This window comes from Aeoliella straminimaris (assembly GCF_024054565.1).
In the GTDB taxonomy this organism is placed as follows: domain Bacteria; phylum Planctomycetota; class Planctomycetia; order Pirellulales; family Lacipirellulaceae; genus Aeoliella; species Aeoliella straminimaris.
Genome location: NZ_JAMXLR010000055.1, coordinates 123,225 through 135,772, shown reverse-complemented (window position 1 = coordinate 135,772; position 12,548 = coordinate 123,225). Strand labels below are relative to the sequence as shown.

The following is a 12,548-nucleotide window of genomic DNA, read 5'->3' as shown; positions in this document are numbered from 1 at the left end:
TTTTCGCCAAAGCGGGCGATGTTCTTGATTGTTTTGAGAATTTCGCACTAGTTTATCTGAAAAATCGCTTGCGGCTGGGCGCTATCTAATTATCATGAAGTGAAGTTGATCAGACCTTTTGGGGGATATATCTAGCCAAAGTTAAGTGCACATTCTGGGAAAGTAAATCAGTTTACCGCCACTAGTCTGTTGAGAAGTAGCAAGCTGGTCGATGCCGATAGGCGTTAGCCTTCTGCGACGGGCGTTTTACTGACGAATTCCACGCTGCTATGCGGAACTCCGCTCCTACCTCGCAGCCCCAGATGTCAAGCAGTTCGTGAGTGTTTGGTGTTCGTTGGGGGATAATCGGAAGTTATGGACACGCAAGTAGCAGAGCGCGCTCTTCGAAACTCGAGCGACGCCCGACCGCAGGCAGTAGACGGTATCGGAGGATCGCACGTGGCTGCGATGCCGATATCCATGCCTGCCAACGGCGCTTCAGGTGCCGAACGAATGGTCGATTTGGACCAAGTCATCATCGGCCGTAGCTCGGCAATGCGGGAGATTCGCGCGACAATTGCGGAGGTCGCGGCGACCAAGGTTACGGTTATGGTGCACGGAGAGGGGGGCACCGAGAAAGAACTGATAGCCCATGCCATTCACTCCCTGAGCGGAATGTCGCAGGGTCCCTTCGTACCGGTCAACGTGGCAACCATTCCTGCAGAGATCGTGGAAGCCCAGTTGTTCGGCGACGAACGGGATTCCTTCGCCGCAAACGACAAACAGATCGGCTACTGCGAATTGGCGGATGGTGGCACACTCTTCCTGGATGAGATTTCGGAGTTGGGATTGCAGGCCCAGCCTCACCTGCTCCGCTTCTTGCAATCGGGAGTCATTCATCCGGTTGGTGCCCGAGGTACTCGCGTGGTCAACACTCGGATCATTGCGGCCACCAATTGCCATCCGGCCAGCCTGGTGAAGCAAGACAAGTTACGCGAAGACCTTTACTTCCGCTTGCATGTGATCCCAATCCATGTTCCTCCGTTGCGGGAGCGAGTGGAGGACATCGAAGAACTCGCGCAGTTCTATTTGGATCGCTTCACAATGCGGCACAATCGGACCGTCCATGGTTTTACGACCGAGGCGATTGATTGTCTCCGCCGCCATTCGTGGCCCGGGAATGTTCGCCAGCTTGAGAATGTTGTTGAGCGAGTCGTCATTTTTGCCAAGCAGCCACTGGTCAGTCCGCTCGACATATCTAACGGGATACTGGAGTCGCCGGATACTGTCAGCGAATCGGGTGTCCACTCGAACGGCGCCAGTCACTCATCCCAATCAGAGGAACTGGCGCTCCTCAAACCAATACAGCGAAAAGAGCGAGCAGCAATTATTGAGTCGCTTGAGCAGACCGATGGACATGTCGTCGATGCGGCCACTTTGCTGGGGCTGAGTCAGGCGACCATGTACCGCAAGATCAAGGAGTACCAGATCGTTCGCCAACGCAGACGCCGAAAGTCAAAGCCACGATAGTTTGGCTGCTGGGCGTTAATCACCGCTCCGATGCCTGCGTTCCTCGATTGTTCCATATACAGCGATCACCTTTTACAGCGACAGTAGGGTCTCCATTCATGACTCGCGATCCGCACTACTTAACGACTTCCCACTCGCAGTTCGAGGTAGGACGAGTCAACCGCTCCGCGCCGGCCCAAGATGTCGACGGACCGCAAGACTCCTTGATCCTGGAGGTACTCCGGAAGAGATGGTGGGTCTTCGCCATCTGCCTACTGGCTAGCGGAGCGGTAGCCTTCTATTTAGCAACCGAGTTTCATTCGAAGTCGGCCACCATTCATGGCAGCCTTATCTACCAAGGCCTGCCTTTGCCGCCTGGTCCGAATGTATACCAGCCACCGAGCCTGCAGACATACAAGGAGATTCTATTCTCCACAACGAACATGACAGATATCTGCGACAAGCACGGGCTAGGAATGCCGCCAACAAAGCTGGCCGACCGATTTAAGTGTCAGGTCACAAGGGGTTCCAGTATTATGGAACTTGAACTCACCTGGGCAGACGCCGAAGACGGCATCGAGCTGGTCAACGATACGATGGATAGTCTCATTAAGGAAGCCGCTGAACGCCGCCAGCAAACGCTGGATTCGCATTATAACTACGTGCACTCGGCTTTGGGGGCAGCCCAGACAGAACTGAATAGCGCGACCACTACCCTGCTAACGGCAATGCAAGATGCGCAAAGCGATCGGGCCGCGGCGTTGGGCAAGGGAGGCGGCGGGATAGAGGATGCTAAATCCTTGGCGGCCCAGTTGTCCTCGACAGAGTCGCGACTTGAGGAGCTTGATGTCACGCGTGCGAGCATTGAGCAGCAGTTGGCTCGTTTGGACCAACAGGTGCAGTCAAGTCTCGAGCAGGCCAAGCGAGTGGCTGCTGAACCTCGCTTGCAATACGTCGAGGAGTCGGCCAAGCGAATCCGCAAGGGACATCGTGAGTGGCAGGAGCTGCAGGAATTGTATGAACAGCTCTCCGAGCTACTTCGAGAAAATGTCGAATCGAAGGATGGCTACCTCGCCTGGAAGCAGAGACTGGTCAGCCTGGGGCCGACCCTGCTGCCGCCGGCTACCAGCTTTGAGACGGCAGAGACCCTTGCGGTGACGTCTCGACTCGATTCGCTCTTGAGTCGCCAAGAGCGCCTCCAGATCGAGCTGATACCGCTCGACAATCGAAAAGCCTTGTATAACAGTCGCCTAAAAGGGCTCAAAGCCGACATCGATTCTGTTGGCGCTACCGGCGCTGGTACTTCCCCACTGGGGGAGGATTTCGGTAGCCGATTCCTCAGGGAGGAGCGGGAACTCGAAGCGGCTGAGAGTAAGTTCGCTGCGCTCACCCGGCAGCTAGATAACATCAAACTGATTCGCGACTCCCAAGCCCAAGAGTTTGTCGTGGAGACGAAAGCGGGCACGGAAACCGTCGTGGAGGATTCAAATAAGAAGAAGCTGTTTGTACTCTTCTTCGCCGCGTCGATGGCCGTCTTGGCGATGCCTGTTTTCGGGCTCGAGTGGCTCGCGGCTCGCGAAAGCCCCGTGGCCCGCTTTGCCGGTCGCTGGGGCCTCCCTGTGATTGCAGAGCGTTTGCTGTCCAATTACAGCATCGGCAAAGGGGATGCTCCCGACTGGCGTTTTGACGAGGCCGTGCGGATGACCACGTTGCGAATCCAGCAGTGCGCCAACAAGTCGGGTTTTGTGGTTCTCATGAGTAACCTTGCCAAGGCGCCCCCGCCGGTTCGGCTCATGTCGGCCATTGCCGAATGCCTTGCCCACCGTGAGGAAAGGGTCTTGATCGTCGATGCCATGTGTCCATCACATTCTCGAATTCCAGCAAAAGCCAGAGGCCAACACAAGGAGCTTGAACGGACCAAAGGTCTAGTGAGGCCGGAGGGAACGTCGAACCCCAAGGCACCACCAGAGAATGGTAAAAGTGCCGCGGGAGCCTCCGTTCCTGCGGTCCGGCAATTTGGCCTATCAGACTTCCTCTCCCGAGAGTGTGATGAGGCCGCCGACCTGATCCAACCCACTTCCTGTCCGGGAGTCGATCAAATCTCGGCCGGTGACGTTGATTTTCCGCACGAGGCCATGGCCAGTAGTTGTATTACCGAGCTATTCGAACACTGTCGCAAGACGTACTCCATCATCCTGGTTGCCGGTCCGCCGGTCACCGCCCGGGCAGATTTTCAGTTGCTGGCAGCCCGGGCCGACGGCATCATGCTCGCCGCCAACCGTGCTGCGGTAAGTGATCCCGCCAATCGCGCCGCGGTCCAAGACCTGATTGAACTGCAAGCACCGATGTTGGGCGTGGTTGGCTAGGGATCTGCCCAGAGCGAATAAACAATTGCATCGCTTCGAACCGAACAGAGAAACTCAGTATCTATATGTCTAACTCTATGTCCACCACCGAGGAGGCCTTCGACTCGAATGAGAGCGTCGTGGGAGTGCTCGCTTCGCTCCAGAAAGGGCCTGCACTCGAAACGACCCCTTCCGTTGAGGAGGAGATCGCCGAGGTCACGGGCCATCTGGCCGAACAGCAAGAGGAACTCGTTATTGAGCCCAAGCGGGGGTGGATTCCGATCGACTTCCGTGAGCTCTGGCGCTATCGAGAACTGCTGTTTTTTCTCGTTTGGCGGGATGTGAAGGTCCGCTACAAGCAAACGGTGTTGGGCATCGCCTGGGCCGTACTCGTGCCGATTTTTAGCGTGACCGTGTTTACCGTCATCTTTGGCAACTTCGCCAATCTGAAGGAAACGCTGCCCGCTCACCTGGTGAATGCCTACCCGGTATATGTCTATGCCGGCTTGCTTCCGTGGCTATTTTTCTCGAATGCCATTTCGATGGGGGGAATGTCGCTAGTGAGTCAGCAGCAACTGCTCACGAAGATCTACTTCCCCCGCTTGTTTGTGCCCACGGCGACCGTCAGCGGCTCGCTCGTCGACATGGGGCTTTCCTTTGGGGTGTTCTGCGCCCTGATGGCGATTTACGGAGTGGTGCCAGCACCGACGATCCTGCTGCTTCCTCTGTTGGTTCTAATGGTGTGGTCCGCCTCCTTGGGAATCGCCTACACGCTCTCCGCCTTGACGGTCAGCTATCGCGACTTTCGCTTTGTCGTTCCGTTCATGGTGCAGGGGTGGCAGTTCCTCAGCCCGGTTGTCTACCCCACGACCATCGTTCCCGAACGCTATCGCCTGATCTATGCACTGAATCCCCTGGCCGGGATCATCGAGGGATTCCGGAGCTGTATCTTCGGCACCGAAGTTCCCTGGCAAATGATAGGCGTCTCCGCTGTTTCCACGGCCGCCCTGTTGGTGTTCGGCATGTTCTATTTTCGCAAGACGGAACGTCGTTTTGCGGATATTGCCTAGGCTCAGCTCACGACTCTTCTTACCAAAGCTAACTGGAACATGACTAAACCCATCATCACCGTCGAGAACCTCGGCAAGGCCTACCGCCTGGGGCTGCGCGAGGAAAAGTATCCCACTTTTCGCGATGCCCTGGTGGGCGCCGCCAAGGCTCCCTTTAAACGTTTCCAACACCTCAGTGGCGGTGGCAACCAGGACGACTTGTTCTGGGCCCTCAAGGATGTCTCGTTCGAGGTGCAGCCAGGCGAGGTGGTGGGCATCATCGGCCGCAACGGGGCCGGCAAGAGCACCCTGCTGAAGGTGCTAAGCCGCATTACCGATCCCACGGCGGGGCGGGCCGTACTCCGCGGGCGGGTGGCGTCGCTGCTGGAGGTGGGCACCGGCTTCCATCCGGAACTTAGCGGTCGGGAGAACATCTACCTCAATGGCTCGATCCTCGGCATGAAGAAGGTCGAAATCGATCGCAAATTTGACGAGATCGTGGCCTTTGCCGAGGTCGAAAAATTCCTCGATACCCCCGTCAAACGCTACTCCAGCGGGATGTACGTTCGGCTAGCGTTCGCCGTGGCGGCGCACCTGGAGCCGGAGATCCTGATCGTCGACGAGGTGCTGGCGGTGGGAGATGCCCAGTTTCAGAAGAAATGCCTCGGCAAGATGCAGGAAGTGGCCCAGGGCCAAGGCCGAACCGTGCTGTTCGTGAGCCACAACATGGCGGCCGTCCAGCGACTGTGCAAGTACGCCATTCTGCTAGCCGATGGTCAAGTGCGTCATATTGGTGAAACGGGCGTTGTGGTGGATGACTATCTGCACCTCCGCTCTGCAGGCGCCTTGCAATCGCTGGAATCACGTACCGACAGATATGGTAGCGGCAACGTCCGTTGCGTTGATGCATGGGTTGAATCGGGCCGCCGCGATAAAGCGACCAGCTTAATGGTGGGGCAACCAGCTTGTTTCTGCTTTGCTTTCGACGGTGACGTCTCACCACTGAATTTTCGCTTTACCATTTACAATGCTGGGCAAGAGCCATTGGCTGCCTTCTCGACCGATACGCCATGTGAATTGGACGATCTGCTGGAGAATACCAAACAGAAGATCCTCCAATGCAACATCGACTCGATGTGCCTATCTCCCGGACGCTACTCCTTGAACATCCAGTTGGACTCCCGGGGAAGTGTGGTGGATCGCGTCGAAGGTGCCTTCGAATTTGAAGTCGCCCCTGGCGTTGTCGGAGGCCGCGACGTGCAGCAGAACAGGTACTCAGCCGTGATTCTGCCGCATCGCTGGAGTAACACCACCAGCCGCGTAAGCGCACCTCTGAGTGTTGGGGCAAGCAACGAATGAGTACGATTCTCGTCGACAACGGAACTTACGACCTGCACAACGTGGGCGACATAGCGATGTTGCAGGTTGCCGTGCACCGCCTGAAGCAGCTTCAACCGCATGCGCGGATCAGAGTTGTCTGCGGCAATGCCCAACGACTTAGTGAGTTGATACCAGAAGCAGAGGCCGTACCTCGGGAGCAGTATGCCGCGATAAGCATGCCTTTTGGCCAGTTCGGAGCGTTGAGGCGACTGCTTCCATCCGGCATTCATCCGCCCGTTTTGGGGATTGAACGCAGTGCACGGTTAGTGGCGCCCGCTGCGGCGGCCCGCTGGACAGCCATCAGAACGCGGCGGCAAATACTGAAGGACCGTATGCGAGCCTGGAAAGAACTGATGGAGGAGACCGACGCGCTTGTGCTCTCGGGTGGCGGATACCTTTGCGACAGCTTTCGCAGCCAGACAAGAAAGAAGCTGGAACTGCTGGCGATCGCCGTGAGAATGGGTAAACGCCTCGCCCTCATGGGACAGGGCCTCGGACCTTTGGCGGATCGACAGTCAATGACCTTGGCCCGCTGTTTGCGTCGCGTGGATCTCATCACCCTCCGGGAACATACGCTGGGGCCAAGTATCCTCACTCAATTAAAAGTGCCACGCGATCGGTTTCGCGTGACTGGTGACGACGCTATCGAACCCGCCAGCGCAATGCCGCTCCCCGCGAATCGGCCGTACATCGGGATCAATCTCCGGGTAGCTGGCTATTCCGGGTTGGGCGACCATACAGCGAAGGAACGAGTGGTAAACGCCCTGCGGTCGCTATCAGACGAATTTCGCTGCGACTTGCTCCCTATTCCCATTTGCCTGTTTGGTACAGATTCCGACATTTGTACGTTTGGGGACCATTTTCCAGATCGATCCCCGCAACTATGGAGAGGCGTATCGTCACCGGGCGACGTGATGAAGTTGGTATCGCAGTGCAAGGTCGTCGTCACCGGTGCGTACCACGCGGCTGTGTTTGCCCTGGCCATGGGGATACCAGCCGTCATGTTGGCCAGTTCCGACTACTATGTTGCCAAACACCAGGGGCTGGCGGAGTGCTTTGACCATCAGCTTTGTGAGGTCATCGATGCCACCCAGCCTGACACGCCCCGGCGGATATCTGCCGCGGTGGGCCGACTGTTAAGCAAGGCGGAAGAAGGGATTGAATCCACCCAAGAATTGGCGGCAAAGCAAGTGGAAGCCCAAAAAGCGGCTTACTCCCACTTTGCGGGCTTAGTGGAAGGGAGCTACGTATAATGCCTCCTACTATTTCGGTCATCCTGCCTGTCTACAATGCCGAGCGGTACGTCGCCGAGGCGGTGGAGAGTATACTCGCGCAAACATATACCGACTTTGAGTTCCTGATCATCGATGATGGCTCGACCGATGGCAGCCTGAAGGTTCTGGAACACTATGCCCAAAGAGATGAACGAATCCGGCTCAAAAGTCGTCCGAATACCGGCTATGTCGTTGCACTGAACGAGATGCTGTCCGAGGCACGGGGCGAATTCATCGCCCGCATGGATGCCGACGATATTTCCTTACCGGACCGGTTGCAGAAACAAACTGATTTTCTCGTGCCTCGTCTAGACCATGTGTGCGTCGGCACAGCGGTGACGCATGTCGATAGTGAAAACGAAGTGCTTGCTAAACTTCCCATCAAGCGTACGCATGAAGAAATCGACCGTGCGCATATGGTGGAGAATGTCTGGGCAGTGATCGTGCACCCGACGGTCCTGATTCGACGCGCGGCACTGGACAAGGTTGGGGGGTATCGAGAAGAGATGCTCTACATCGAAGACTACGACTTATGGTTGCGGTTGGCGGAAATTGGACTGCTCGAGAACTTGATGGAACCACTGCTCCGCTACCGCGTCCACCTTGGGTCAGTATGCCACCAGAGAATCTGTGAACAGCAGGAACGCGGATTGCGTGCCCTTACTGACGCGTATCGCCGCCGTCAACTAGGTACACCTCCTGCAAACATTCGTCTCCCAACGTCAGTTCACACTCGCAGAGCCCGAGTTCGCTGGGCTTGGTGGGCACTGGCCGGTGGAAACGTCCCACTAGCTCGAAAGCATGCTTGGCGAGCCGTCAGGACGTCACCACTGAGCCCGGCAAGTTGGAAGGTGCTGGTCTGCGCGATGAGGGGATACTAGCAGCTAGGCATGTGACTCTCGTGGCGAAAAGTAGATTCACTGACAAGACACTACGAACAGCGATGTCTGTACCCAATCAAAAAAGTAAATCGCGTCTGCGTCGCACGCTCGGTTTTACAAAGTGGGCCGTTCTTGACGGAGGTTGGCGGCAACTAAAGACGAAATATTATTTGCGGCATCTCGATGCTCGTTTGCGTGGCAAGGTAAGTCGGATGCCGGAGATCGCATGCAGAGACGATTCAGACACAGGTCTGATTGTAATGTGTGGAGCGAGGCACTTTAGTATGGCCTGTTTGGCGGCCTGGACGCTGTTGCGCCATATCGCGGAACCACTCGCTGTTACTTTCGTTTCGGATGGTACATTGTCGAATGACAACGGCAGGTTCCTTTCTAGCCGGCTGCCCGGTTGTGAGATTATCCAGAGCAAACAAGTCGATCAACTAGTCGAGTCAGTGCTTCCGCGTAAACGTTTTCCGCTGCTCGATGAGTTGCGTCGACAGAATTTCGGTGGGCGCAAATTGGTTACAATGAACGTCGTGGGAACATCTCGGTACCGTATTCTTCTTGATGGAGATGTACTTTTCTACGATGTGCCAGGTGACATCGCGGAGGCAATCGAAGTGCTTCGTCAAGGTAGTTCCGAGATGTTCTTCATGCGAGATATCCTGTGCGGATATCCATGTTCTGCCGGAGCATTGGAGGCACGCTTAGGAAAGAAAGTGCCAGGCAACTTGAATGCTGGGCTGATGATTCACCGTACTTTTTGCAGGGAAGATTTCAATCAACTTGAGAATCATTTGGCGAGTTTCGATATCGCTTGGCGTAAACACTACTTCATAGAGCAAGCAGCTTACGCGGCATTGGCAGCCGGCCATGGCTGGTCTTATCTGCCGGCCAGCTATTCGATTCCGATTCCGGACGTGTCCTTTCACCCGAATGGAGCAGTATGTAGCCACTTCGCGGGACATGGCAACCGACATCTCTATTACCAAGAAGCTTTGCGTCTCGCCGTTCCATAAGTTTCACATGGCTCTTGCTAACTCCAAGTTGATATGAAAATCACCTTTCTTTCACCATTTCCAAATATTAGCGGCGGGCAACGCGTCGTGGGAATCTATGCTCAGAGGCTGGCCGCGCGCGGGCACAAAGTGGAGGTAGTTTGCTCGCGCCCAAGGGAGCCTTCGTACAGTCGCCGGATTAAAGACCTACTGAAGGGCCAAGGCTGGAAGCGGCCTCAAACCCACTACGATCATCTTGGCATCCATTTCCGTGTCGTTAATCATGGCGGACCGATACGAGAAGAGGATGTTGCCGACGCCGACGTGATTATTGCCACCTGGTGGGAGACGGCGGAGTGGCTGGCCAACTTCGATCAGAGCAAGGGAGCGAAGTTCTATCTTGTGCAACATCACGAGGTCCATGCCAGTCTACCGCAAGATCGAAGCAGGCGAACCTACCAGTTGCCGCTGCGAAAGATCTGCGTTTCGGAATGGCTTCGCCAGGTGATGGCAGATGAATATGACGACTTCCTAGCATTCACGGTTCCCAACGCCGTGGATTGCCGTCAGTTCACCACGGCGCCCAGGTCGAAAGGTGATTCGCCTACGATTGGCTTTATGTTTGGCGGGTATGGCTATAAAGGATCCGACATTGCCTTGGAGGCGATCCATTTGGCCAGAGAGGAATGCGACTTCAACGTGCATGCATTTGGGCGGGCGACTCTCCGCAACGAGTCTGATCGCAGAGTGATCGATCGTTACTGGCATCGACCTAAACAGTCCGAAATTCCGTCGATTTACTCCTCGTGCGATGCATGGCTCTTCTCGAGTCGTGTGGAGGGATTTGGACTGCCGATTCTGGAAGCGATGGCTTGCCGCACGCCGGTGATTGGCACACCTGCCGGGGCCGCCCCTGAGTTGATCGGCCAAGGAGGTGGCATTCTCGTCCCCCAAGAAAATTCACCAGCGATGGCCGACGCGATTTGCCGTACGGTTGCGATGCCAGCTGCCGAATGGGTACGCATGTCCGAGTTGGCATATTCCACTGCGAACTCCTACTCGTGGGAGGATGCCACGGATCGACTCGAGGCAGCACTCCAGGCCACGTCCAACGATCGCTGGGCGGAATTGTGCGACGGGCAACCGCTTCGAATGGCTAAACACTGATGCAGATATTAGCAGATGGTGCGCTGTTTCTCTGGCCGTTGGCGATATTGATGCTGTTCGCCGCGCTCCCGCCGCGCAGCGCGATGTTGACGGCGCTGATTGGAGGCTGGCTATTCCTGCCGGTGCACGAATTTCAATTGCCGCTCATCCCCGACTATTCGAAGATGACAGCCACCTGCTTTGGTGTGTTTGCTGCCACGCTGGCTTTCGATCCGACGCGATTCGTGGGGCTCCGGTTTCGTTGGATCGACGCCCCGGTGATCCTCATTTGCATCGCTCCCATGCTTTCGAGTCTGACCAACGACTTAGGGCTCTACGACGGCGTTTCGGGTGTTGTAAGTAAGGTGATTTCCGTTGGAATGCCCTACTTGCTCGGCAGGGGGTATTTCCGCAGCGTCGACGACCTTTCCGCACTTGCTGTGGCGATTGTGGTCGGGGGCCTGCTGTACTTACCGCTGTGCCTCTACGAGATGCGCATGAGCCCCCATCTTCATGTGGATATCTACGGCTACCGTCCTGGCAACCGGAGGAATCTGGTCCGATTTGGTGGCTGGCGCCCCGTCGTCTTCATGAAGGATGGCCTTCAGCTATCGATGTGGATGGTAACCTCGGCGCTCACGGCGTTCTGGCTGTGGTGGAACCAGCGACTGCCTCAATTGCTGGGGCTCAGGCCGATGTTCGCTGCAATAGGGCTCGTGGGGGTCGCGATACTAACGCGCTCGACGGGGGCCGTGTTATTGCTCTTGATGGGCATGACCGTACTCGTATTGACCAAATGGATGGGCTCCAAAATTGCCCTAATAGCTCTGCTGCTCATTCCTCCCGTGTACATTGGCGTGAGACTAACTGGCGAATACGGTTGGGAGCCAGCGGTGCAAGCTGCCAGTTGGATAAGTGAGGAGCGAGCGGGGTCGCTGCAATTCCGATTCGAAATGGAGGATATCCTGGCGGAAAGGGCCTTAGAGCGACCATTATTCGGTTGGGGTGGATGGGGAAGAAACCGAGTCCATGGCGAAAAAGGGGACGACAAGTCGGTGACAGACGGGTTGTGGATTATTGAATTTGGGACCCGTGGACTGTTTGGTCTGTGCTCGTATTTCGCACTTTTGCTGCTACCGCTCGGACTAATGGTATGGAAACAGCCTGCCAGGGTTTTGAGTCTTCCGCGAACAGCGCCTGCGCTCGTATTGGCGACCACTGTGTTGCTGTACGCGATCGACTGCTTGCCTAACGCAATGCCCAACCCTGTGTACTTTGTGATGGCGGGCGGGATACTCGGGACGGTCGTAAACAAGTCGTTCGCTCACCCGCCCAAAACCGACGGTGAACCGAGTGTTCATTTCGGACGAGGCAACCATACTCAAAGTGAACTTCTCGAACGCAAACTCACGCCTGGACACTCGAAATGAATTCAGCAACCGATCCAGACTGGAGTCGAGAGCAGCCGCAAAATTTCTGGGATCCGGCACGAAGACTACTGCTGCATGTGCGTCGCTACCAAAGCATCTCCGGGAATGGTCTTTGGGCACGCTGGCGACGGAAGTTTCACGTAGCTGGACACATTTTCTGGAGTGCCGTGTCGGGTGCGGATATACCTCTCAATTCGCACATAGAGGGCGGCCTTCGCTTACCCCACCCCAATGGTGTCGTCATCCACCCTGCAGCCAAGATCGGCCCCAATTGTCTCATTTTTCAACAGGTTACCATCGGCAAATCGAGTTCTTCCATTGGTGCACCTCAGATCGGTGGGCACGTAGACATTGGCGCCGGAGCAAAAATCCTTGGCGGTATCACCATCGGAGATCACGTCAAGATCGGGGCCAACGCCGTGGTCCTATGTGATGTTCCCGCCGGTGCTACTGCCGTTGGTGTTCCAGCTCGAGTCTTGCTGACGCCCCGGGATTGTCGGGGGGCAGACATTAATCACAACTTGGAGACGACGAAGCCTACCTAGCGGTCCTGCATT

At 56.2% G+C, this 12,548-nt stretch carries 10 protein-coding genes; all 10 read left to right on the top strand.

What is annotated here, in order from left to right:
- Positions 1-447 precede the first annotated feature (447 nt).
- Positions 448-1,509, top strand: coding sequence for a sigma-54 interaction domain-containing protein (locus NG895_RS15785; protein ID WP_252853486.1), 1,062 nt, complete (start codon positions 448-450; stop codon positions 1,507-1,509).
- A gap of 515 nt (positions 1,510-2,024) precedes the next feature.
- Positions 2,025-3,854, top strand: a complete 1,830-nt coding sequence (locus NG895_RS15780) for a hypothetical protein (protein ID WP_252853485.1) — start codon at positions 2,025-2,027, stop codon at positions 3,852-3,854.
- A gap of 77 nt (positions 3,855-3,931) precedes the next feature.
- A complete protein-coding gene (locus tag NG895_RS15775; protein ID WP_252853484.1) occupies positions 3,932-4,903 on the top strand; it encodes an ABC transporter permease in 972 nt (323 codons plus the stop codon).
- A gap of 39 nt (positions 4,904-4,942) precedes the next feature.
- Positions 4,943-6,241, top strand: a complete 1,299-nt coding sequence (locus NG895_RS15770; RefSeq protein ID WP_252853483.1) for an ABC transporter ATP-binding protein — start codon at positions 4,943-4,945, stop codon at positions 6,239-6,241.
- The gene (locus tag NG895_RS15765; RefSeq protein ID WP_252853482.1) at positions 6,238-7,515 is read left to right on the top strand and encodes a polysaccharide pyruvyl transferase family protein; all 1,278 of its coding nucleotides are present in this window, start codon (positions 6,238-6,240) and stop codon (positions 7,513-7,515) included. The genes NG895_RS15770 and NG895_RS15765 overlap by 4 nt, the downstream gene beginning before the upstream one ends.
- Entirely contained in the window at positions 7,515-8,417 is a 903-nt protein-coding gene (locus NG895_RS15760) for a glycosyltransferase family 2 protein (RefSeq protein ID WP_252853481.1), read from the top strand. The genes NG895_RS15765 and NG895_RS15760 overlap by 1 nt, the downstream gene beginning before the upstream one ends.
- 62 nt (positions 8,418-8,479) lie before the next feature.
- Positions 8,480-9,436 (top strand): hypothetical protein, encoded by a 957-nt coding sequence (locus tag NG895_RS15755; RefSeq protein WP_252853480.1) that lies wholly within the window; start codon positions 8,480-8,482, stop codon positions 9,434-9,436.
- Positions 9,437-9,469: 33 nt separating this feature from the next.
- Positions 9,470-10,582 carry a glycosyltransferase family 4 protein gene (locus tag NG895_RS15750; protein ID WP_252853479.1) on the top strand — a complete coding sequence of 371 codons (1,113 nt, stop codon included), beginning with the start codon at positions 9,470-9,472 and terminating at the stop codon, positions 10,580-10,582.
- A complete protein-coding gene (locus NG895_RS15745) occupies positions 10,582-11,991 on the top strand; it encodes an O-antigen ligase family protein (protein ID WP_252853478.1) in 1,410 nt (469 codons plus the stop codon). The genes NG895_RS15750 and NG895_RS15745 overlap by 1 nt, the downstream gene beginning before the upstream one ends.
- Entirely contained in the window at positions 11,988-12,536 is a 549-nt protein-coding gene (locus NG895_RS30910) for a serine O-acetyltransferase (protein WP_425267234.1), read from the top strand. The genes NG895_RS15745 and NG895_RS30910 overlap by 4 nt, the downstream gene beginning before the upstream one ends.
- The last annotated feature ends 12 nt before the right edge of the window (positions 12,537-12,548 follow it).